This window comes from Lysobacter sp. ISL-50 (genome assembly GCF_018612875.1).
Taxonomy (GTDB): Bacteria; Pseudomonadota; Gammaproteobacteria; order Xanthomonadales; family Xanthomonadaceae; genus Lysobacter.
This window is the reverse complement of record NZ_JAGGRI010000031.1, coordinates 1-21,063: the sequence shown is the minus strand read 5'-3', so window position 1 is coordinate 21,063 and position 21,063 is coordinate 1. Positions and strand designations below refer to the sequence as shown.

Annotated in this window: 20 protein-coding genes; 3 read left to right on the top strand and 17 right to left on the bottom strand. The window is 67.6% G+C overall.

Going from position 1 to position 21,063, the window contains the following annotated elements; translation table 11 throughout:
• Nucleotides 1-18 precede the first annotated feature (18 nt).
• The 9 genes from J7J50_RS17740 to J7J50_RS17700 all read right to left on the bottom strand — a co-directional run bounded on the left by J7J50_RS17740 (nt 19) and on the right by J7J50_RS17700 (nt 10,529).
• The gene (locus J7J50_RS17740; RefSeq protein ID WP_215057710.1) at nt 19-351 is read right to left on the bottom strand and encodes a hypothetical protein; all 333 of its coding nucleotides are present in this window, start codon (nt 349-351) and stop codon (nt 19-21) included.
• Between the two features lie 75 nt (nt 352-426).
• On the bottom strand, nt 427-2,985 hold the full coding sequence (locus J7J50_RS17735) for an EAL domain-containing protein (RefSeq protein ID WP_215057709.1): 2,559 nt from the start codon (nt 2,983-2,985) through the stop codon (nt 427-429).
• Complete coding sequence (locus J7J50_RS17730; RefSeq protein ID WP_215057708.1) at nt 2,982-3,881, bottom strand: hydroxymethylglutaryl-CoA lyase; 900 nt, start codon at nt 3,879-3,881, stop codon at nt 2,982-2,984. The genes J7J50_RS17735 and J7J50_RS17730 overlap by 4 nt, the downstream gene beginning before the upstream one ends.
• The gene (locus J7J50_RS17725; protein ID WP_215057707.1) at nt 3,878-4,537 is read right to left on the bottom strand and encodes a hypothetical protein; all 660 of its coding nucleotides are present in this window, start codon (nt 4,535-4,537) and stop codon (nt 3,878-3,880) included. Before J7J50_RS17725 ends, J7J50_RS17730 begins: the two co-directional genes overlap by 4 nt.
• A 9-nt stretch (nt 4,538-4,546) precedes the next feature.
• Nucleotides 4,547-5,254, bottom strand: a complete 708-nt coding sequence (locus tag J7J50_RS17720; RefSeq protein ID WP_215057706.1) for a hypothetical protein — start codon at nt 5,252-5,254, stop codon at nt 4,547-4,549.
• A gap of 82 nt (nt 5,255-5,336) precedes the next feature.
• A complete protein-coding gene (locus tag J7J50_RS17715; RefSeq protein WP_215057705.1) occupies nt 5,337-6,077 on the bottom strand; it encodes a hypothetical protein in 741 nt (246 codons plus the stop codon).
• Between the two features lie 835 nt (nt 6,078-6,912).
• Entirely contained in the window at nt 6,913-8,931 is a 2,019-nt protein-coding gene (locus J7J50_RS17710; RefSeq protein ID WP_215057704.1) for an acetyl/propionyl/methylcrotonyl-CoA carboxylase subunit alpha, read from the bottom strand.
• A 229-nt stretch (nt 8,932-9,160) separates the two neighbouring features.
• Complete coding sequence (locus J7J50_RS17705) at nt 9,161-9,550, bottom strand: VOC family protein (protein ID WP_215057703.1); 390 nt, start codon at nt 9,548-9,550, stop codon at nt 9,161-9,163.
• A gap of 196 nt (nt 9,551-9,746) precedes the next feature.
• On the bottom strand, nt 9,747-10,529 hold the full coding sequence (locus tag J7J50_RS17700; RefSeq protein ID WP_215057742.1) for an enoyl-CoA hydratase-related protein: 783 nt from the start codon (nt 10,527-10,529) through the stop codon (nt 9,747-9,749).
• Between the two features lie 129 nt (nt 10,530-10,658).
• Between J7J50_RS17700 and J7J50_RS17695 the strand changes: the two genes are divergently transcribed.
• The 3 genes from J7J50_RS17695 to J7J50_RS17685 are packed head-to-tail and all read left to right on the top strand — an operon-like array spanning nt 10,659 to nt 13,114.
• A complete protein-coding gene (locus tag J7J50_RS17695; RefSeq protein WP_215057702.1) occupies nt 10,659-10,907 on the top strand; it encodes a FeoA family protein in 249 nt (82 codons plus the stop codon).
• Between the two features lie 59 nt (nt 10,908-10,966).
• Complete coding sequence (locus J7J50_RS17690) at nt 10,967-12,868, top strand: ferrous iron transporter B (protein WP_215057741.1); 1,902 nt, start codon at nt 10,967-10,969, stop codon at nt 12,866-12,868.
• A 3-nt stretch (nt 12,869-12,871) separates the two neighbouring features.
• On the top strand, nt 12,872-13,114 hold the full coding sequence (locus tag J7J50_RS17685) for a DUF6587 family protein (RefSeq protein WP_215057701.1): 243 nt from the start codon (nt 12,872-12,874) through the stop codon (nt 13,112-13,114).
• A gap of 78 nt (nt 13,115-13,192) precedes the next feature.
• Here J7J50_RS17685 and J7J50_RS17680 read toward each other — a convergent pair whose 3' ends face one another.
• From J7J50_RS17680 to J7J50_RS17645, 8 genes are all read right to left on the bottom strand, one after another.
• On the bottom strand, nt 13,193-13,732 hold the full coding sequence (locus J7J50_RS17680; protein ID WP_215057700.1) for a hypothetical protein: 540 nt from the start codon (nt 13,730-13,732) through the stop codon (nt 13,193-13,195).
• 40 nt (nt 13,733-13,772) lie between these two features.
• Nucleotides 13,773-14,147: a hypothetical protein gene (locus J7J50_RS17675; protein ID WP_215057699.1), complete on the bottom strand. Its 375-nt coding sequence runs from the start codon at nt 14,145-14,147 to the stop codon at nt 13,773-13,775.
• Nucleotides 14,144-14,770 carry a polymer-forming cytoskeletal protein gene (locus J7J50_RS17670; RefSeq protein ID WP_215057698.1) on the bottom strand — a complete coding sequence of 209 codons (627 nt, stop codon included), beginning with the start codon at nt 14,768-14,770 and terminating at the stop codon, nt 14,144-14,146. Before J7J50_RS17670 ends, J7J50_RS17675 begins: the two co-directional genes overlap by 4 nt.
• Before the next feature lie 279 nt (nt 14,771-15,049).
• Nucleotides 15,050-16,591 (bottom strand): J domain-containing protein, encoded by a 1,542-nt coding sequence (locus tag J7J50_RS17665; RefSeq protein WP_215057697.1) that lies wholly within the window; start codon nt 16,589-16,591, stop codon nt 15,050-15,052.
• Nucleotides 16,588-17,406 carry a J domain-containing protein gene (locus tag J7J50_RS17660; RefSeq protein WP_215057696.1) on the bottom strand — a complete coding sequence of 273 codons (819 nt, stop codon included), beginning with the start codon at nt 17,404-17,406 and terminating at the stop codon, nt 16,588-16,590. Before J7J50_RS17660 ends, J7J50_RS17665 begins: the two co-directional genes overlap by 4 nt.
• Nucleotides 17,403-19,094 (bottom strand): molecular chaperone HscC, encoded by a 1,692-nt coding sequence (locus J7J50_RS17655; protein WP_215057695.1) that lies wholly within the window; start codon nt 19,092-19,094, stop codon nt 17,403-17,405. Before J7J50_RS17655 ends, J7J50_RS17660 begins: the two co-directional genes overlap by 4 nt.
• A 35-nt stretch (nt 19,095-19,129) precedes the next feature.
• Nucleotides 19,130-20,740, bottom strand: a complete 1,611-nt coding sequence (locus J7J50_RS17650) for a carboxyl transferase domain-containing protein (protein WP_215057694.1) — start codon at nt 20,738-20,740, stop codon at nt 19,130-19,132.
• A 31-nt stretch (nt 20,741-20,771) separates the two neighbouring features.
• Nucleotides 20,772-21,063: hypothetical protein (locus J7J50_RS17645; RefSeq protein ID WP_215097528.1), on the bottom strand; the 292-nt coding region annotated here is incomplete at its 5' end.

The following is a 21,063-nucleotide window of genomic DNA, read 5'->3' as shown; positions in this document are numbered from 1 at the left end:
TTGTTCGACGATCGCGCTTTATCCCGGATAGCCGCAGCCGCAATAGCACTTGTCGATGGCCGAGACCAGATACTGAGCCGCGGCCGCGAGCGCCGCGCCGCTCAAGGCCAGGCCCAGGATCGTCAGCGGCCGGCGATAGATCGAGACGATCGCGCAGATCGCCGCGGGCAGGCAGAACAGCAACACGCCGGCGATCAGCAGCAGTAGCGCGGCGAAGCAATTGCTGCGGTTCGCCAGGTAGTAGAAGGTCAAGGCCGCGCACCAGAAAGCCAGCGCGAGTGCGAACGGGATGATCCACGATTTGGACGACGGCATCGACGCGGCCAGAGCGGGCGGTTGTTGCTGAGTCATTCGGTCACTCCATTGTCCGCTGTCGCGATCATGGCGCTTGGCGAGAAGCGCACGAAGCCATCAGTGTGCGCGCGCTCAATTCGGCTGCTGCGCCCGGCAGTAGTCGCGCAGATCGTCGGGCATCAGGCCCGGCGCGAACAGGAAGCCCTGGCCGATGGCCACGCCCAGCTCGCGCAGGAACGCGCGCTGGCGTTCGGTCTCCACGCCCTCGGCGACCAGTCCCAGGCCCAGGCTGCGGGCGATGCCGGTCACCGCCTGACACACCGCGACGTCGGACTGATTGTCCGGCACGCCCTGCACGAACAATTGGCTGAGCTTGAGGCCGTGGATCGGCAGGCGGCGCAGGTAGTTGAGCGCGCTGTAGCCTTCGCCGAAATCGTCGATCGACAGGCTCACGCCCAACTCGCGCAATCGCGCGAAGGTGCGCACGGTGTCGGGCGCGTCTTCGATCAGCACCCGTTCGGTGAATTCCAGTTCCAGCGCGGTGCCGGTGAGGCCGTATTCGGCCAGCGCGGCGGCGACGTTGCTGGCAAGATCGTCGCCGAGGAATTGGCGATAGGAAACGTTGACCGCGACGCGTTCGATCTTCAGGCCGTCGTCGCGCCATTGCCGCAACTGCCGGCAGGCTTCGTGCAGCACCCAGCCGCCGATGCCGACGATGTCGCCGGTGGTTTCGGCGTGATCGATGAAACGGTCCGGGCGCATCTCGCCGAGCGAGCGGTTGCGCCAGCGGATCAGCGCTTCGACCGCGATCACGCGGCCGTCGTTGAGGTCCACCTGCGGTTGATAGACCAGATGGAATTCGTCGTTGTGCACGGCGCGGCGCAGATGGGTTTCCAACTGCAGGCGGTGCAATTGCTGCTCGGCCAGTTCCGGCGTGAACGCCTGCCAGCTGTTGCGGCCGCGGCGCTTGCTGTCGTACATGGCCACGTCGGCGCTCTGGATCAGCTGCTGCGCGGTGCGGCCGTCGAGCGGCGCCTGGCTGATGCCGATGCTGGCGGTGATGCTGAATTCTTCCCCGTCCACGCGGAAGCTGTCGCCGAAGATGTCCAGGATCGCGTCGGCCAGGCGTTCGCCGCGGTTCGGATCGCTGTCGAGCGAGCACACCACCAGGAATTCGTCGCCGCCGAAGCGCGCGATCTGGGCCTGATCGCCGACCGCGTGGCGGATGCGGCGCGCGGCCGAAGCCAGCAGGCGATCGCCGGCGGCATGGCCGAGCACGTCGTTGACCACCTTGAAGCGGTCCAGATCGATGTACAGCACCGCCAGCGGCGAATGCGGAAACGTGTCCAGGCGGCGTTCGAGTTCGGCCTGCACCGCGTCGCGGTTGAGCAGGCCGGTCAAGGGATCGCTGCGCGCCTGGATGCGCAGGTGTTCTTCTTCGTGCTTGCGTTCGGTGATGTCCTGGAAGGTTCCGGTCAGCACCTGCCGCACCACGTCGCCGACGCCGGCGTCGGCGATCGCGCGCACCCAGAAGCCGCTGCCGTCGGGACGCAGGCCCTGCAGTTCCAGGTCGATGCCGCGGCCGCCGGCGAGAGTGCGTTCGAGCGCGTTGCGCAAGCGATGTCGATCCAGAGGCTGCAGGCATTCGAGCAGTTCTTCGATCCGCGTCGGCGTGCTCTCGCGGCCGAGGATGCGTTCGGCCTCCTGGGTCAGATACAGCAGGTCGCGGCCGGCGTCCCATTCCCAGCCGCCGATGTGGGCCAGGGCCTGGGCGCGGTCGAACAGGGCGCTGTCGCGCTTGAGCTCGGTGACGTTGGAGAACAGCGCGAACACCTGATGTGGGCGGTCGCCGCCGGGCGGGAAATGCGGGACCGCGGTCACCGACAGCCAGATCAGCTCGCGGCGGTCGCGGTGGTACAGGCCGAGCAGGGTGCTTTCGACGATGCGTCCGGTGGTCAGGGCGAGTTGCGAGGGGTAGTGCTCGGGCTTGAGTTCGCGGCCGCGCTCATCGACCACCAACCAGTGGCCGCTGCGCAGTTCGTCGGCGATGCTCTGGCCGTTGTGCAGCGACAGCAGGCGCATCGCCGCGCTGTTGGCGTAGATGATGCGCAGCGCCTTGTCCTGCACGATCACGCCGCGGTCGATGGTCTCGACCAGTTCGCGGAAACGCAGCTCGGTCTCGGCGCGATTGCTCAGGTCGCGGGCGACCGCGATGATGCGCCGCTTGCCTTCGAATTCGAAACTGGCCGAATGCACTTCGACCGGGAAGCGGGTGCCGTCGCCGCGCTTGTTGGTGACCTCGATGATGTAGCTCTCGCCGCGGTTCAGGCTTTCCCACACCGGCGCCATGTGATCGCGCGGCAGTTCCGGATTGAGCACGTGGATCGGCTGGCCGATGATCTCTTCGCGCAGACGGCGGTGCGCGCCCATGCCGTGGCGGTTGATCTCGACCACGGTGCCGTCTTCTTCCAGCACGGTGACCAGGTCGGGAATCGCATCGAACGCGGCGCGGTGCAGCGAGGCCGGTTCGCGCTGCAGCGCGGCGAGCGCGTCGTCCAAAGTCGCGCGCAGCGGCGCGGGCAGGGACGGATCTTGCAGCGCGCGTTGCAGCGCCGCGATGGTGTCCGCCGTCGTCGCCGCCTGCGCGGCGGGCGATGCGGGAGGACCGTCGGCGGGCGCGTCGGAATTCACGCCGCCGCCAGCGCCTTGCCGACCTTGCTGCCGGTCTCGCGGCCCAGCAGCCCGGCCAGCCAGCGACCGGTGTCGGCGAGGGCGTCGAGATTCACGCCGGTCTCGATGCCCAGGCCGTGCAGCATGTAGACCACGTCCTCGCTGGCGACGTTGCCGCTGGCGCCCTTGGCGTAAGGACAGCCGCCGGTGCCGGACACGGCCGAATCGACCACCGCCACGCCTTCTTCCAGGCAGGCCAGGATGTTCGACAAGGCCTGGCCGTAGGTGTCGTGGAAATGCACCGCCAGCGCCTGTAGCGGCACTTCCGCGGCGACCGCCTTGAACATCGCCCGCGCCTTGCCCGGCGTGCCGACGCCGATGGTGTCGCCCAGGGAGATTTCGTAGCAGCCCATCGCGTGCAGGGCCTTGGCCACGCGCACCACGTCGCTGACCGGCACTTCGCCCTGATACGGGCAGCCGAGCACGGTGGAGACATAGCCGCGCACCGCCACGCCGTCGGCCTTGGCTCGCGCCATCACCGGCGCGAAGCGCTGCAGCGATTCGTCGATGCTGGCGTTGATGTTCTTGAGGTTGAACGCTTCCGAGGCCGCGGTGAACACCGCGATTTCCTCCACCCCGACGGCGCGCGCGCGTTCGTAGCCTTGTTCGTTGGGCACCAGCACCGGGTAATGCACGCCGGCGCGGCGATGGATGCCGGTGAACACTTCGGCCGCGTCGGCCAGTTGCGGCACCCACTTGGGGCTGACGAAACTGGTCGCTTCGATGCTGCGCAGGCCGGTGGCCGACAGGCGATCGATCAGGGCGATCTTGTCGGCGGTGGCGATCTGCGATTTCTCGTTCTGCAGTCCGTCGCGCGGACCGACTTCGACGATGCGTACGGAAACGGGTTGGGTCATGGGGAATCCTTTGAGGCCGGGGCGAGGACGCGTTCGAGCACCATCGCCTTGTTCGCTTCGGTGTTGTACAGCAGGGCGCCGCGTTGCGAGAGGGTATCGCGGATGGCCTGGGCCGAGCCCTGCACCAGGGGGAATTTCTCGTCGAGTTTGCGCCCGTTGAGTTCGCCGGTGGCGATCGCGGCCAGCACGCGTTGCGAATCGGGCAGCCAGGCACTGGCCCGGCCGTTTTCGACACGGTACAGGATCACGAATACCGAGCCGGGCGGCGCGGCCTTGACCAGCGATTCGCCCTGCGCGCCGATCGCGCGCTGGGCGTCGGCCGGCGACAGCACGATGTAGCGGTCGCGGCCCAGGCTGAAGCCGGTCAGATCCAGCGCCGTGGGATGCTCGTGCAGGCCCGGCCAGTCTTCGGTGTGGCAGCGCGCGTCGATGCGCAGGGTCTTGGCGACGCCCTGGGCCTTGAGGTTCCAGGTGCCGGGCAGGTCGGGGTCGCAGGTCGGCGATTCGACCGGCGAGTGTTCGAAGGCGACGCAGCCGCCGAGGCCGGCGAGGACGGCCGCGGCGATCACCGCGTTCGTCCAGCCGCGGCGGCGGCCAGTCGGCGCGGCCCCGGCGGGGCGAGCGGCGGCGCGGAAGCACGGATCGGGCGGGGTCATGGCGGCCTCTCAGTGCGCGGCGGGGGGTATACGCTTGAAACGATAAAGGGTACTGCGATCGGGCGCCTCGAACAGCTGCGGATGTTCACGCAGCTGCCTGGCGATCGCGCGGCGCTCGCCGGTCAGGAAGTCGGGTGCGTCCGGGCCGGAGAGGCCGTTGCGGGCGTTGCGCTCGGCGACCACTTGCCTGAGCTGATCGGGATTGCCCAGGTCAAGGGTCACGAACCCGGGCTCGGTCTCATAACGCATCAGGCTTACGGTGTGCGGATACTTCGCCCTGAGAGCGTCGCTGGCCACTTCCTGCGCGCCCTTCTTGCCGGTCAGAAGCACCGCCACGTCGGCCAGGGGCAGCGCCAGGTAGCGATGGCCGTTGGCCTTGTACACGCCGAGTTGGACCTGACGCGGCTCGTACTTGGCCGGCAGGTGGGCGCGGCATTGGGCATCGATGCGCAGACGGCGTTCGTCGTCGTCGGTGAAGTCATCGTCCGCGGCGCGGCCGGATGAGTCGAGGATGGCCTCGCCCTCGATCAGGCCCCAGTCGCCGACCAGGGCGCGGTCGCAGGGCAGGCCCGCCGACGGCGGGTTTTCGACGATCAGGCAACCGGCCAGCGAGACGGACAGGGCGATGGCCGCGGCCAGTGCGCGCCAGACGGTGGAATGGAAGTGCGCCGGCATGGTGGGAATCTCTGCGAATGGATGGCGACGGGCGACGCGCATTCAAGCCGCATCGCGATCGCCGATGGGATCGCGGCGTTGCGCGAATCGTTGCGATCCGCGCACGCCCGTCCGGTGAGCCGTGTCAGCGGTTCGAGCGGGGCGAGGGTTTTGTCGCGGCTTTGCCGTCGCGGCGCAGGACGATGCCCGGCTTGGCGAAGAACAGATCCTTGCGCGAAGCCAGCAGCGCATCGATCTGCGGGCTGCTGCCTTTCACCGATGCGTCGATCTGCGGCTCGTCGTACTTCGCCTTGGTTTCGCGCAGCGCGGCGTCGAGTTGCTTGACCGAGGTGATGTCGGGGTGTTCGGCGTGGTTGTCGGTGTTCTTGACGGTGCCGGGGACCGTGCCCGCGGCGATCAGCCTCGCCATTCGCAGCGTATCGACGCTGTGGATCGCGATCCGATCCGGGGTGACGACATAGCGCAGGAGCATGTAACGACCCCGATGCGAATCGCTGTCGTCATCGGAGTCTTCCCTATGCATGCCCTGGCAGGTGGCAGGTTGAGTCGCCAGCGTGGCGTCGGTCGCGACGATGTACCCGCCAGTGGCATCGGGCAGATACGTAAAGCGGTAGCCGATCAGGTCGGAAGGGCACTCGCCGGTGTTGCGGTCGATCAATCCGCAATCCTTCGGCAGGATGCTGATCCGGTCGGTGTCGTCGAGTTGACGGCTGCGCCATTGCCCGACCAGACGCGGATCGCAGGCGACCTGGGTGCCGCTCGGCGGCGATTCGAAGCTGGTGACGCTGCACCCGCTCAGCAAGGCCAGCGTGAGGCCGGCCGCGAACAGCTTTCGTACCCGCGACGACAGCATGGGTAAACGCATGGGACTTCCCTCCATAGAACACACAGACCAGGGGCCGCCGTGGTACGGCGGCCGATGAATCCGGCGCTCCCAGCCGGGATTGACGCGTTTGCGGCACCATTATTCGGCGCGGATGGGGGTTGCGGTCAAGTGGGCGGGTGTTCGTGGGTCTTTCAAGGGTGTTATTCCCGGTTTCCCTCCAGTCGTCATTCCCGCGAAGGTGGGAATCCAGAGTCTTTAGCGTCATCCCTCCAGTCCGTCATTCCCGCGAAGGCGGGAATCCAGAGACTTCAGCGTCATCCTTCCAGACCGTCATTCCCGCGAACGCGGGAATCCAGTGACTTCAAAGGTTCTCGCACGAAAGGCCCTGGATTCCCGCGTTCGCGGGAATGACGGTAGGTAAGGGCGTGCGGACTTGGACGGTGTGCAGAGTCTTCACCGCATCCCGGGTCGCTATTTCCGCGAAGGCGGGAATCCAGAGACTTCAGCACCATATTTCAAGAACGTCATTCCAGCGAACGCGGGAATCCAGAGGATTCAGCGTCATCCCTCCAGTCCGTCATTCCCGCGAAAGCGGGAATCCAGAGACTTCAGCGTCATATTTCAAGAACGTCATTCCCGCGAAAGCGGGAATCTAGAGACTTCAGCGTCATCCTTCCAGAACGTCATTCCCGCGAACGCGGGAATCCAGCGACTTCAAACGTCCTCGCACGAAAGGCCCTGGATTCCCGCGTTCGCGGGAATGACGGTAGGAAAGGACGCGCGTATTTGGTCGGCGCAGCGCCGTCACCTCATCCAACGACGGCCTTGAGGGAAACGCGAGGCGAGGACGCGCGTACTTCGCCGGTGTACCGAATCAAATCGTCTCCAACGTCACCAACACCGCATCGGCCTCGACGAAATCCCCCGCGACCGCACGCACTTCGGCGATCTTCCCCGCGCGCGGCGCCTTCAGGCTCAGCTCCATCTTCATCGCCTCGATCACCATCACCTCCTGGCCGGCTTCGACGCTGTCGCCGGGCGCGGCCTTGACCACGACCACGCGGCCGGGCATCGGTGCGTTGACGTTGTTGCCCGAGCCGGCGGCGGCGCTGGACTGGTGGTGGTACATCGGCACCGCTTCCAGGCGCAGGCGGCGCTCGCCGTCGTGCATCACCACGCGATGGCCGTCGCCGAGCGTGCTCAGGCGGCGCGCGCGGCCGTCGATGCGCAGGCTCAGTTCGCCGCCGTCCATGCGCGCGCCCTGCACGTCGTAGGCGGCCGCGTCGTTGGCGGGAATTTCGATGCGGTAATCGCCGCCGCTGCCGTGCGCCTGCAGTTCCAGGCGCTGGTCGCGACGCAGGAAGGCGAGGCTGCGGCGGCCGCCGTGGCCCAGCCGCCAGCCATCGGCGATCGCCCACGGCGAGCTGGAATCGTTCGACGCAGCCGCGGCTTCGCGGGTGCGCTGTTCCTGGCTCAGCAGCTCGGCCACGGTCGCGCCGATCAGCAAGTCGAGGTCGCCGGCTTCGTCCGGATTCGCCGCCGGCATGAATTCGTCCAGATGACGATCCAGGTAGCCGGTGTCGATGGTGCCGCCGACCACCGCCGGATGACGGGCGAGGCGTTCGAGGAATTCGATGTTGGACTTGGGCCCGACGATCTCGCACGCGGCCAGCGCGCCGCGCAGCCGCGCCAGCGCGCGCGGACGGTCGCTGTCGAACACGATCATCTTCGCGATCATCGGGTCGTAGAAGATGGTGACGGTATCGCCTTCGATCACGCCCGAATCCAGCCGTACATGCGCATCGGCGCGCGGCAGGCGCAAGCGTTCGAGCTTGCCCGAACCCGGCAGGAAGCCGGCTTCCGGATCTTCCGCGTACAAACGCACTTCGATGGCGTGGCCGCGCTGCACGATCGCGTCCTGGCCCAGCGGCAGCGGTTCGTTCGCGGCGACGCGCAACTGCCACTCGACCAGATCCAATCCCGTCACCAGCTCGGTCACCGGATGCTCGACCTGCAGGCGCGTGTTGATCTCCATGAAGTAGAACCCGCCGTCCTGGCCGACGATGAACTCGACCGTGCCGGCGTTGACGTAGTCGATCGCTTGCCCGGCCTGCACCGCGGCCGCGCCCATCTGCGCGCGCAACTGCGGCGTCAGGAACACCGACGGCGATTCTTCCAGCACCTTCTGATAACGGCGCTGCGCCGAGCACTCGCGCTCGTTGAGGTGGATCACCTGGCCGGCACTGTCGCCGAAAATCTGGATTTCGATATGGCGCGGGCGTTCGACGTAACGCTCCAGCAGCACGCGGTCGCGGCCGAACGCGTTGCGCGCTTCGCGCTGGCAGCTTTCCAGGTTGGCCAGGAATTCGCCGCTGTCGCGCACGATGCGCATGCCCTTGCCGCCGCCGCCGTGCGCGGCCTTGATCATCAGCGGATAGCCGATGGCGTCGGCCTGGCGATGCAGATGCGCGGGGTCCTGGTCTTCGCCGGTGTAGCCCGGCACCACCGGCACGCCGGCGGCCTGCATCAGTTCCTTCGCGCCGGCCTTGCTGCCCATCTTGCGCATCGACGCGGCTTTCGGGCCGATGAAGGCGATGCCGGCGGCTTCGACCGCGTCGGCGAAATCCGCGTTCTCGCTGAGGAAGCCATAACCCGGATGGATCGCCTGCGCGCCGCAGCGGCGCGCCACTTCGATGATCGCGTCGCCGCGCAGATAGCTGTCGGCCGGACGCGGGCCGCCGATCGGATAGGCCTCATCGGCCTGGCGCACGTGCTGGGCGTCGGCATCGGCGTCGGAATACACCGCGACGGTGCGGATGCCGAGCTTGCGGCAGGTGCGGATGACGCGACAGGCGATTTCGCCGCGGTTGGCGATCAGGATCTTTTCGAACATGGCGTGCATCGCAAGTCGGGGCGCGTGTGCGCATGGAAAGAAAGACGGTCGGAACCGGTGACTACGCCGGCCAGCCGACGCGATGCGGGGATTTTCGCCGATTAGCGGGCGCCGTGTCGCCTGATCGGCCGGGCGAAACCGCGACGTAGCGCGACGCTGCGCGCGTTTGCGTGATCTGGTGGTGCCGGCGCTCGCCCATACGCCGAAGTGTTGACGGCGCCGCGGCGGCTCACTGCGCCGGTATGCGGCAGACCGCTTCGATGTTGTTGCCGTCGGGATCGATCACGAACGCGCCGTAGTAATCGGGCGAGTAGTGCGGGCGAATGCCCGGCGCGCCGTTGTCGCGCCCGCCGGCGGCCAGCGCGGCGGCGTGGAAGGCATCGACCTGCTCGCGCGATTTCGCCTTCAGCGCCACGTGCAGGCCGGCCGAGGTGCGCTCGCCGGTGCCGATCCAGAACGCGGGCTCGTGCTGCGGGCCGAAGGCGTGGCCTTCGTAGCCGCCGGTCTGTTCCTTGCCGAGCGACATCACCAGGCCGTAGCCCAGCGGCGCCAGCGCGCGCAGGTAGAAGTCGTGGCTGCGTCGCAGGTCGGAAACGGCGAAACCCATGTGATCGAACATGGCGGGCTCCAGGGCGGAAGCGGGGGCAGAGGGGCGGTGAGGTTGGGTTCGGGACGTGGGGGGGGCGTCGAGGCGGGCGCGTGGCTTCGTTACTGAGGCAGGCAGGTTAGGGATTCTGCCGGGATGAAGGGGCTGGGTTTGCGCGGTGTCGCCGGGGCCGGTCGATTACGGTTTCTGCCGGAGCGACGGGCCTGATTTACGCGATCCAGTTTGGCTTGCGCTTATCCAGGAACGCGGACAGCCCTTCCTGACCTTCAGCCGATACTCGCAGTCCCGCGATCAAGGCCGCGTTGTCGGCGTCCAGGCGGGCGCCGTCGCGTTCGCCGGCGACCCGGCGCACCAGCGCCTTGGCCTGCGCGGCCGCGTGCGGGCCGGCCTTGAGCAGCAGCGCGATCTGCTGGTCGATCGCCGCGTCGAGCTGATCGGCCGCGACCACCTCGTGCAGCAGGCCGATGCGCAGCGCGGCGGCGGCGTCGAAGATCTCCGCGCTGGCGAACCAGCGCCGCGACTGGCGCGCGCCGATGGCTTCGATCACATACGGCGAGATCACCGCCGGCAGCAGGCCGAGCTTGCTTTCGGTCAGGCCGAACTTGGCCTGCGGCGCGGCGATGGCGATGTCGCAGCAGGCGACCAGGCCGACGCCGCCGCCGAAGGCCGCGCCCTGGATCCGGGCCAGGGTCGGCTTGGGCAGTTCGTTGAGGGTGCGCATCAGCCGGGCCAGGGCCAGCGCGTCCTCGCGGTTTTCCGCTTCGCCGGCCGCGGCCATGCCGCGCATCCAGTTGAGGTCGGCGCCGGCCGAGAACGAAGCGCCTTCGCCTTCGATCACCACCACCCGCACGCCGTCGTCGGCGCCGACCGACTCCAGCGCGCCGGTCAGGGCCGCGATCAGGATGGCGTCGAACGCGTTGTGCAGCTCGGGACGATTCAGGCGCAGGCGGGCGACAGGGCCCTCGCGCAGGCTCAGCAGCGGGTGGCTCATCGGCATGGGGAGTTTGTGGGAGTTGGCGAATGATACCGTTCAGCTTGCCGCATCCGCCCCTGTACGGCGGTCGGTGCTAGAATGAGAACAATTCCCATTTGGGACGCCACCCTCCGTGGAAGCCACCTCTTGAAGCTGTCCGAACTGCCGCGCCGCACCGCGGCCACGGTCGAATCCGTCGATGACCACACGCCCAACGACACCATTGCCAGACGCCTGCGCGAATTGGGTTTCGTCAGCGGCGAGCGGGTCGAAGTGATGGCCGCCGGACCGGTCGCCGCCGAGCCGCTGCTGGTGCAGATCGGCTACACCCGTTTCGCGCTGCGCCGCAGCGAAGCCGCGCGGGTGCGGGTCAGCGTGCTGGAGAATCCGGCATGAGCGCCGCCGCGCCCGTCGCATCCGCCGTCGCCGCGCCGCACGACGACACCGCGCAGGCCATGCGCGTGGCCCTGGTCGGCAATCCGAACTGCGGCAAGACCGCGTTGTTCAACCTGCTGACCGGCAGCCGGCAGAAGGTCGCCAACTACGCCGGCGTCACCGTCGAGCGCAAGGAAGGCCGCCTGCACGCGCCTTCGGGCCGCCACTACGCGGTGCTGGATCTGCCCGGTGCCTATAGCCTCAGCGCCGCCAGCCTGGACGAAGCGGTGACGCGCGACGTGCTGCGCGGCTTCTATCCCGGCGAACGCGCGCCCGACGTGCTGCTGTGCGTGGTCGATGCGACCAATCTGCGCCTGCACCTGCGCTTCGCCCTGGAACTGCGCGAACTCGGCCGGCCGATGGTGATCGCGGTCAACATGATGGATGCGGCCAAGCGCCGCGGCATCGACATCGACCTGGTCGCGCTGGAGCGCGAACTGGGCGTGCCGGTGGTGCCGACGGTGGCGGTCAAGCGTCATGGCGCGCGCGATCTGGTGGCGATGCTCGACCGCATCGCGGTCGCGCCGCGCGAACCGCACGAGCCGCGCGCGCATCTGCCCGAAGGCGCCGATCTGCACGCCGAAACCCGGCGCCTGCTGGAATTGACGGTGAGCATGCCGACCCGCACCGCCAAGATCGACGACGCGCTCGATCGCTGGCTGCTGCATCCGGTGCTCGGCTTGCTGTCGCTGGCGCTGGTGATGTTCCTGATCTTCCAGGCCGTGTACGCCTGGGCGACGCCTTTGATGGACGCGATCGAGGCCGGCACCGCCTGGGTCGGCGGCAGCGTCAACACGCTGATGTCGATGGACGGCCCGCTGCGCGGATGGCTCTCGCAGGACACCTTGCGCAGTCTGTCGGAAGGGCCGGTGCGCAGCCTGCTGGTGGACGGCATCATCGCCGGCCTGGGCGGGGTGATCGTGTTCCTGCCGCAGATCCTGATCCTGTTCGCCTTCATCCTGGCGCTGGAAGAATCCGGTTATCTGCCGCGCGCGGCGTTCCTGCTCGACCGGATGATGGCCGGCGCCGGTCTGTCGGGCCGCTCGTTCATTCCGCTGCTGTCGAGTTTCGCCTGCGCGATTCCCGGGATCATGGCCACGCGTTCGATCCAGGACCCGCGCGACCGCCTCGCCACCATCATCGTCGCGCCGCTGATGACCTGCTCGGCGCGCCTGCCGGTGTATGCGCTGCTGATCGGCGCGTTCATTCCGCAACAGAAAATCTGGGGCGTGTTGAACCTGCAGGGGCTGGTGCTGTTCGGCCTGTACATGGCCGGCATCCTCAGCGCCCTGGTGGTGTCGTGGGTGATGAAGAAATGGCGTCGCGACAAGAGCGAGCACGCCCTGCTGCTGGAGCTGCCGTCGTACCGCATTCCGCATCCGCGCGATCTGCTGATCGGTTTGTGGGAGCGCGCGTGGATCTTCCTGCGCCGGGTCGGCGGCATCATCCTGTCGCTGACGGTGCTGCTGTGGTTCCTGCTGTCGTTCCCCGGCCCGCCGGACGGCGCGACCATGCCGGCGATCGACTACAGCTTCGCCGGACGCATCGGCCACGCCTTGACCGCGGTGTTCGCGCCGATCGGCTTCAACTGGCAGATCTGCATCGCCCTGATTCCGGGGCTGGCCGCGCGCGAAGTGGCGGTGTCCTCGCTGGCGACGGTGTACGCGCTGTCGGCCGCCGACGACGATGCCGCCGCGCAGGCGCTCACGCCGATCATCACCGACAGTTGGTCGCTGGCGACGGCGTTGTCGCTGCTGGTGTGGTTCATCTACGCGCCGCAGTGCATCTCCACCCTGGCCACGATCAAGCGCGAAACCGGTTCGTGGAAGCAGGTGGCGATCAGCGCCGGATATCTGTTCGCATTGGCCTATCTGGCCTCGCTGCTGACCTATCAGGTCGCGGTCGCGCTGGGAGCGGGGTGAGCGATGAGCGCCGGACTGTTCGCGCAGTACGTGGTGGTGGCGATCGCGGTGCTGATCAGCGCGGTGGTTGTCGCGCGCAAGCAGTTCCCCGGCGGCGTGCGCCGCCTGCGCATCGCCTGCGCCTTGCCGTTGGTGCGCGAGGGACGCCCGCGGTGGATGCGCAGTCTCGGCAAGCGCATCGCGCCGGCGCCGAGCGCGTCCGGGCCGAACTGCGCCGGATGCGACAACTGCGGGCCTTCGGATTGAGGCTGCGATAACGCGCGCGCCGCGTCGGGCGGACGCGATGCGGGCCGGCAGCAACGTTTGATCAGTGAGCCGCGCGGCTCAGCCGGTGCGATCGCGCATGTAGCTCAGCGCCGCGCGCAGATAACCGCCGGCTTCCTGCAGGTGCGCGGGCGGGCAGTCCTGGACGAAGCGGCTGGCGCCGTCGCGCAGTTGTAGATACGCGCTGATGTCGCCCTCGTCCCAGAGGAAATCGAAGATCACGATGAAATCGTCCGCGTCCGGATCGTTGTAGCCGCTGGCGCCGCGCAACGGCGTCAGCAGCCGCAGCATCTCGTGGAAATTCTCCGAGGCCTGCAGCATGGCGATGCGCAAGGTGCGCTTGATTTCGTCGTATTCCACCGGCGGCGTGCCGGTCCAGTCGTCCTCGCGCCAGGCCTTGATGACGTCGGCCACGCGGGCCGCGTCCAGGTCGCCCAGGATCGCCGCGGGCACGCGGTTATCGCCGGCCATGGGCTGGCGGTCGAACCAGGATTGCCAATCGCCGAACGACGCCGGACGCGCCGGCGTGGAATTCATGAAAGCCTCGTACTGCTCGTGGCTCAGGGTGAAGCGCGCATACAACGAAGCGGGTTCCGACATCGAGGGGGGTCCTTTCCTTCTGATACCGGCGCGCCGCCGCTCAGCGGCGCAACCGGCCCTTGTTCGCGGCCTTGTAACCGACCGCTTCGAACGCTTCGACCGAGAGAGTGAAAGTGCGCTCATCTCCGGGGAACAACGCGCCCACGCCGACGACCTGACGGGTGATTTCCTCGCCACGATCGTTCTTGATCGACAAGACCATCGAGTATTCCCAGGCACCGTCGCCGGGTGGGTGGCGAATGGTGCCTTCCACGTGCAGCGGCGAAAATCGTTTCGCCGCTTGCGCGTTTGCGTCGGAATCGAATCGCAGATGATGCCGGCACGCAGGGCAGACGCTCGCGGTTTCGAGAATCGTCGCCTTGCAGTGCGGACAGACGCGTGTCGCCCCGGGCATGCCCTGGCGAACAGCGCTCATGAGTCGGCGCCGGTCTCCGTCTTGGCGCCGTTCTTGTCGCCCTTGTCGCTCTTGTCGGCGTTGCGGTCGGACTTGCCGGCGTCGTTGCGGGCGACCGACTTGCCGCTGTCTTCCCAACCGAACTCGACCTGGCCGCGAACGCGCGCGCCGGCGGCGACGGTGACCACGCCGGCCTTGACGTCGCCGATCATCACGCCGCTTTCCAGCAGTTCCACTCGCTGCGCGGCTTCGATGTTGCCTTCCAGCTCGCCGGCGATGACGACCTTGCGCGCGCGCACGCCGCCGTTGAGCTTGGCGCCGAGCTCGACGGTGAGATCGCCGTCGACCTGCACGTCGCCCTTGAAGCGGCCGGCGATGCGGATGTGGCCGGCGCCGTGGATCTTGCCTTCGATCGACAGGTCCGAGGCGATCAGCGATTCCTTGACCACCGGCTGCTCGGCCTGACGCGGCGCGGGGGCCGGGGTCGGGGCGGGCGCGGCGATCGGAGCCGGCGCCGGCGTGGACGGCTGGCCGAAGGAGAATTCGTTTGCGGTATCGGGCTCACGCTTGAGCGCGGTTTCCGGCTGCAACGGCGGAACCGGATTGTCGCGCTTGGGCGGGGTGGGCTGGTTGAAGATTGCCATGACGCGGTGTTCCTCAGGTCGGGGGATCAGGTGATGACACGCGTGAACTTTGGAGCCTAACACGCTGATACGAAGCGCCCACTGTGATGCATCTCACCAATCCGAGTTACAGGAAAAGGCGACTCCAGTTCAGTTTTCGCAGGCAGCGGCGCGATTGAGAAACCGCCTGATCCGGCGCGCATTCATGCAAGCGCAACGCTTCCCCGATGGCAAAAATAATTCAGAAGTCTTTCAGGACGATGAATGGGGTGGGGCGATGTGATCGAAGCGAGCAACGCCTCAGTTCGTCACCCAGGCGCTCACCACCAAGGCCGCCATTGCCGCGATCATCGCCGGCCACAGCCATGCGGCCTGTTCACGCGCGGCCCGCAGGCTGATGCGATGACGCCGAGCGTGGTGCAGATCCTGCAGCACCGGCGTGGCCACGCCGATCAGCACGAAGAACGGCATCCACGCGGCCGGCGGATCGGTGTCGCCGCGTACACCGAGCAGGGCATCGAGGCAGGAAGGCAGACAGGACGCAGCGAGTGCGCCAGATAGCATGGCGACGAAGGTACGCCCCATCAGCCGCCGGCCGCGCGCGATCAGCCAGATCAAACCCATCACCGACACGATCAGCAAGGCGAACTCGCTGGCGATCGGCATCAGAAACAGCGCCACGACGGTCAGCGCGCCGAACAGCCATAACGGCCCGTCCGGATCGATCGGCAAGGGCGGCTCGCGACTGGCCGGCCTGGGCCGTAGCGCCCGACGGTGCGCCCACGCTTGCACTACGGTTACCGACAGCCATGACGCGGCGGCGACCCACCAGATACTGGGCAGGGCGCCGAGTACGTCGGTGCGTTGCCCCAGTGCCGCGATCGCGCCCAGCAGCAGCGACGGGTACAACACGATGCGCGCCAGGACCACGAAGGCGCGACGCCAATGCAGCCGGCCGCGATCGCAGATCTGATGCCAGAATTCGACGGTGCCCAGGTTCAGCCGCTGCGCCGCCAGTTGCGGATCGAGCTGCCGCAGCGTACTTGCCATCTCAATCAATCGCGTCGGCAAACCGGCGATCAGCGCGATGATCAGACGCCGGCCCAGTTGCTCAGGTTCCAGCAATTCGCGCAGCAGCAAGCGATCGACCGGCCGCGCCTGCGGCGACCGCAACTTCGCCAGCGCTAGTTCGAACGCACGCGTGGATTCGGCGCGATGCTGCGCTTGATGCGCCTGTTCCAGCAGCCAGCCGTCGTTCGGGCCCACCACGTTGAGCGTGAAGAAGTCGAACACCGTCGCCAACGCCTGCGGCGACAACGCCGGCTCGGCCTGGCTCGCGGCTTGCGCGACCGGGCCGCGCAGCGCGCGGGTGAGGTCGAGCGAATACAGCGGCTCCAGGTCGAGCAACCAACGCTTGAGTTCGGCCGGCGATTGCGTGCGCGCGCGTTGCAGCAGTTCGTCCAGGAAGGCGTGCAGGTCGAAGGAAAGCGAGCTTTGCCCGGCCGGCTCGGACGCCGCGGCGGCCGGTCGGTATCGCGCGGTGGATTCAGCCTGCGATGCGTCATCGCCCCGCGACGGCCATTCGGCATCGACGTCGTCGCCGCTTTCGTCCGCGGGCGCGGCGAATTCGTCGCCGCCGCTCGCCTCGGGCTCATCGTCGAGCGAAGCCTGCTCGCGCTGATACTCGGCATAAGCCAGACACTGCCGATAGGCCTCGTTGAGCGCCTGGAATCCGGCCGGGTCTTCGTCCGGACGCGTGCGCCTGAGCTCGCGCGCATAGGCCCGCTTGATCTCGCGCTCGTCCTGCGTTGGTTTCAGGCCCAGCCGTTCGAATGCGCTCATAACGAGGAGTTGAAGCCCTTGAATGCCCGCATCACCGTCGTGCACACGAACAGCAGCACCAGCAGCCACATCCACGGCGGTTCTTCGCTGCTGCGCTGGGGAGCGGGTTGTGCGAAGCGCAGTTCGCTGAAGTCGGTGCCGGTCGAACGCGCGCGTTCGCGCAATTCATCGACGGCAGCGTGTATCCACGGACGGCCGGGGTGCAGACCGTCCAGTTCGAAGAAGCGCAGGATCACTTCCAGCGGCCGCATGTACAAGGTCGGCCCATCGCAGAGAAACTCCAGCACGTACCGGCCCACCGCTTCCTTGCGTTCGAGGTTGTACAGCGCCGGATGCGCGCGCAGCCATGCATCCAACTGCTCGGGCGAATGCCTGGCCTGGTAGCGGAACAGCTCGCGGGTGAATTGATCGAGGTCGAAGGCGGCCTCGTCTTCGGGCGGCGCCTGCGCGATGTCGATCGCAGGCGCCGGCCAGCACGGCGGCTCGTGGGTTTCGCTGCGATGGCTGTAGCGCCACAGCGTCGATGGCGACGCCGCCGGCCATTGGGGATCGATCGCGTCCAGCGGCTGCAGCGCCGGCGCGTCGAATTGCAGCGATACCTCGTTGAAAGCGGCGGCCGGCGCGTCGGCTTCGTTGAAGTCGCCGGCATTCTCCGGCGTCGCCAGTTCCAGGCATCGCAGATACGCCTCATGCAACTGCTGGAACGCCTGCGGGTCTTCGTCGGGCCGCGCCAGCCGCAGCTCGCGCGCGTAGGCGCGCTTGATCTGCGCCCGGTCCGCGTCCTCGGACAGGCCCAGCCGCGCGAACGGATTCACGTATAGCCTTGGGCTTCGATCGCGTCGAGAAAGCGCGCGAACTCGCCGCGGTGTTCGGCGATCACATCGCGGTCCTGCAGATCGAGGACGCCGCGGAACCGCACCAGCGCGCCCTGCAGGTCTTCGCGTGCCCACAGCAGTTCTTCGTACAGGCGCTCGGCGCGCGCGACCAGGACGATGTTCTCCTGCTGCTCGCGCGGATGCACCTTGATCACGGATAGCGCGGCCAGGCGTTCGCGGATCTGCTCCTGGGTCATGACGCCGGGATTCTTTTCCAGCACCACTTCGCGCTTGAGCCCGGTCGACAGCGCGACCGCTTCGACTTGGAGCAGGCCGTTGATGTCGTAGGTGAAACGCACATCGATCGGATTTTCGTCGCGGCGCTTGGGCGGCAGGTCGATCGAGATCATCCCCAGACGCACGTTGTTTTCCACGCGCGGGCTTTCGCCCTGGTAGATCTCGATCTCGACCGCGCGCTGCTGGTCCTGGGTGGGGTAGTAGCGCTCGACCCGGCTCACCGGCACGGTGCTGTTGCGGTGGATGATCGGCGAGAACACGCCGCTGGTGTAGCCGTGCTGCGATTCGCGGCTGGTGTTGACGCCCAAGGTGTGCGGGCACACGTCGGTGAGGATGATTTCTTCCAGCGACTGATCGCGCGCCTTCATCCCGGCGGCGACGCAGGCGCCGAAGCCGATGGCTTCGTCCGGATTGACGTGGCGCAGCGGCAGACGGCCGAACATGCGCGAGACCAGCCGCGCGCACAGCGGCATGCGCGAGGCGCCGCCGACCAGGACGATTTCGTTGAGCTGGCCCGGGCTGAGCTTGGCGTCGCGCATCGCCCGTTCCAGCGGCGCGCGCAGGCGCTGCACCAGCGGTTCGCACAACTGGGCGAAGCCGGCTTCGTCCAGGCGCCAGGCGCGGTTGTGTCCGGCCAGCGGCAGTTCCAGGGCGATTTCGCCGCCGCGCGCCAGCTCGTGCTTGAACAATTCGATGCGGCGTTCCAGGGTCGCCAGCTCGCCCAGCGACAATTGGCTGGCGCTGAGCGAGTGTTCGTGCAAGAACGCATTGAGCAAGGCCGCGGAGAAATCCTCGCCGCCGAGAAAGTTGTCGCCGGCGCTGGCGTGCACTTCCATCACGCCTTCGAACAATTCCAGGATCGACACGTCGAAGGTGCCGCCGCCCAGATCGAATACCAGATAACGGCCGCCGCCGTCGCGTTGCTGCAGGCCGTAGGCCAGCGCCGCGGCGGTGGGTTCGTTGATCAGGCGCTCGACCTTGATCCCGGCCAGCTCGCCGGCGATGCGCGTGGCCTTGCGCTGGCTGTCGGAGAAATACGCCGGCACGCTGATCACCGCTTCGAGGACTTTTTCGCCCAGGTCGGCTTCCGCGTCGGCGATCAGCGATTTGAGGATCAGCGCCGACAGTTCCTCGGGCCGGAACCGGTGCGAGCCCAGCGCGGTGATGCGCTCGCTGCCCATCCAGCGCTTGAACGCGGCGACGCTGCGCTGCGGATGCGAGACCAGCCGCTCGCGCGCGGCGCGGCCGACGATGACGCGTTCGTCGTCGCCGACGCTGACCACCGACGGCGTCAGCGATTCGCCCAGGGCATTGCGGATCAGGCGCGGACCGTCGGCGCCGTAGACGCCGATCAGCGAATGGGTGGTGCCGAGGTCGATGCCGACGATCATGGCGTAACGACAATCCGTTGCGGTTGGCCGAAAGCTTACATGCGGAACACGCCGAAGCGGGTTCTCTCCTCGATCGGCGCGTTGAGGCTGGCCGACAGCGCCAGGCCGAGCACGCGGCGGGTGTCGGCCGGGTCGATGATGCCGTCGTCCCACAGCCGCGCGCTGGCGTAGTACGGATTGCCCTGGCTTTCGTACTGATCGCGGATCGGCGCCTTGAAGGTTTCTTCTTCCTCCGGCGTCCACACCTTGCCGGCGGCCTCGATGCCGTCGCGGCGCACGGTGGCGAGCACGGAGGCGGCCTGTTCGCCGCCCATCACGCTGATGCGCGCGTTCGGCCACATCCACAGGAAGCGCGCGCCGTAGGCGCGGCCGCACATGGCGTAGTTGCCGGCGCCGAAGCTGCCGCCGATGACCACGGTGAACTTGGGCACGTGCGAGCAGGCCACCGCGGTGACCATCTTGGCCCCGTCCTTGGCGATGCCGGCGTTCTCGTACTTCTTGCCGACCATGAAGCCGGTGATGTTCTGCAGGAACACCAGCGGAATGCCGCGCTGGTTGCACAGCTCGATGAAGTGCGCGCCCTTGAGCGCGCTCTCGGCGAATAGGATGCCGTTGTTGGCGACGATGCCGACCGGATAGCCGTGCACGTGGGCGAAGCCGGTGATCAGGGTCTTGGCGTAGCGCGCCTTGAATTCCTGCAGATCGCTGCCGTCGACGATGCGGGCGATGACTTCGCGGATATCGAACGGGCGGCGCGTGTCCTTGGGCACGATGCCGTACAGCTCGTTGGCCGCGTATAGCGGCTCGCGCGAGGGCTGCGCGGCGACCGGCAGCACCTTGCGGCGATTGAGGTTGCCGACGATCTCGCGCGCGATCTGCAGCGCGTGGCGGTCGTCTTCGGCGAAGTGATCGGCCACGCCGGACACGGTGGTGTGCACTTCGGCGCCGCCGAGCGCTTCGGCGTCGACGACTTCGCCGGTGGCGGCCTTCACCAGCGGCGGGCCGCCGAGGAAGATCGTGCCTTGTTCCTTGACGATGATCGATTCGTCGCACATCGCCGGCACGTAGGCGCCGCCGGCGGTGCAGCTGCCCATGACCACGGCGATCTGCGGAATGTTTTCCGCGCTCAGCCGGGCCTGGTTGTAGAAGATGCGGCCGAAGTGTTCGCGGTCGGGGAAGACTTCGTCCTGCAGCGGCAGGAACGCGCCGCCCGAATCGACCAGGTAGATGCACGGCAGGCGGTTCTCGCGGGCGATTTCCTGCGCGCGCAGATGCTTCTTGACCGTCATCGGGAAGTAGGTGCCGCCCTTGACGGTGGCGTCGTTGGCGACGATCACCACTTCCAGGCCCTGCACGCGGCCGATGCCGGCGACCATGCCGGCGCCCGGCGCGGCGTCGTCGTACATGCCTTCGGCGGCGAGCGGGGCGATTTCCAGGAACGGCGAGCCCGGGTCGAGCAGGGCGGCGATGCGGTCGCGTGCCAGCAGTTTGCCGCGCTCGGTGTGCTTGGCCCGGGCCTTGTCGCCGCCGCCGTGCGCTGCGCGCGCCAGGCGCGCGTCGAGTTCTTCGACCAGGGCCTGGTGATAGGCGAGGTTGTCGCGGAAATCTTGCGAACGCGGGTCGAGCTGGGAAGTGATCGCGGGCATTGCTGGGACGGCCGGAGGCTTGGACGCGGCATCAAAGCATAAAGCGCCGGGAGCGGCCAATCACTTTTGGCGGCGGTGTGGCAACGAACGCAGGCGTATGCGCACAAAACCGGCATTGTTTGAGCGATTGCGATGAAATCCGGGTGTCGTGGCGCCGATAAACATCGATGGCGCGGCAACTCAGGGGCTTTCGCAACCGTTCCCTCTCCCGCTTGCGGGAGAGGGCTAGGGTGAGGGCGAGGGCATTGAGCCGCGACGAAGCTGTCATCGCGCTGAGATTGCGGGCGCCCTCACCCCGGCCCTCTCCCGCAAGCGGGAGGGGG

Excerpts from the sequence above, each read along its gene's own strand:
- J7J50_RS17740 (WP_215057710.1), bottom strand. The coding sequence starts at position 351 with ATGACTCAGCAACAACCGCCCGCTCTGGCCGCGTCGATGCCGTCGTCC.
- J7J50_RS17675 (WP_215057699.1), bottom strand. The coding sequence starts at position 14,147 with ATGAGCGCTGTTCGCCAGGGCATGCCCGGGGCGACACGCGTCTGTCCG.
- J7J50_RS17705 (WP_215057703.1), bottom strand. The coding sequence starts at position 9,550 with ATGTTCGATCACATGGGTTTCGCCGTTTCCGACCTGCGACGCAGCCAC.
- J7J50_RS17685 (WP_215057701.1), top strand. The coding sequence starts at position 12,872 with ATGAGCGCCGGACTGTTCGCGCAGTACGTGGTGGTGGCGATCGCGGTG.
- J7J50_RS17680 (WP_215057700.1), bottom strand. The coding sequence starts at position 13,732 with ATGTCGGAACCCGCTTCGTTGTATGCGCGCTTCACCCTGAGCCACGAG.
- J7J50_RS17655 (WP_215057695.1), bottom strand. The coding sequence starts at position 19,094 with ATGATCGTCGGCATCGACCTCGGCACCACCCATTCGCTGATCGGCGTC.
- J7J50_RS17665 (WP_215057697.1), bottom strand. The coding sequence starts at position 16,591 with ATGAGCGCATTCGAACGGCTGGGCCTGAAACCAACGCAGGACGAGCGC.
- J7J50_RS17720 (WP_215057706.1), bottom strand. The coding sequence starts at position 5,254 with ATGCGCGTCGCCCGTCGCCATCCATTCGCAGAGATTCCCACCATGCCG.
- J7J50_RS17650 (WP_215057694.1), bottom strand. The coding sequence starts at position 20,740 with ATGCCCGCGATCACTTCCCAGCTCGACCCGCGTTCGCAAGATTTCCGC.
- J7J50_RS17670 (WP_215057698.1), bottom strand. The coding sequence starts at position 14,770 with ATGGCAATCTTCAACCAGCCCACCCCGCCCAAGCGCGACAATCCGGTT.
- J7J50_RS17710 (WP_215057704.1), bottom strand. The coding sequence starts at position 8,931 with ATGTTCGAAAAGATCCTGATCGCCAACCGCGGCGAAATCGCCTGTCGC.
- J7J50_RS17715 (WP_215057705.1), bottom strand. The coding sequence starts at position 6,077 with ATGCGTTTACCCATGCTGTCGTCGCGGGTACGAAAGCTGTTCGCGGCC.
- J7J50_RS17725 (WP_215057707.1), bottom strand. The coding sequence starts at position 4,537 with ATGACCCCGCCCGATCCGTGCTTCCGCGCCGCCGCTCGCCCCGCCGGG.
- J7J50_RS17730 (WP_215057708.1), bottom strand. The coding sequence starts at position 3,881 with ATGACCCAACCCGTTTCCGTACGCATCGTCGAAGTCGGTCCGCGCGAC.
- J7J50_RS17700 (WP_215057742.1), bottom strand. The coding sequence starts at position 10,529 with ATGAGCCACCCGCTGCTGAGCCTGCGCGAGGGCCCTGTCGCCCGCCTG.
- J7J50_RS17690 (WP_215057741.1), top strand. The coding sequence starts at position 10,967 with ATGCGCGTGGCCCTGGTCGGCAATCCGAACTGCGGCAAGACCGCGTTG.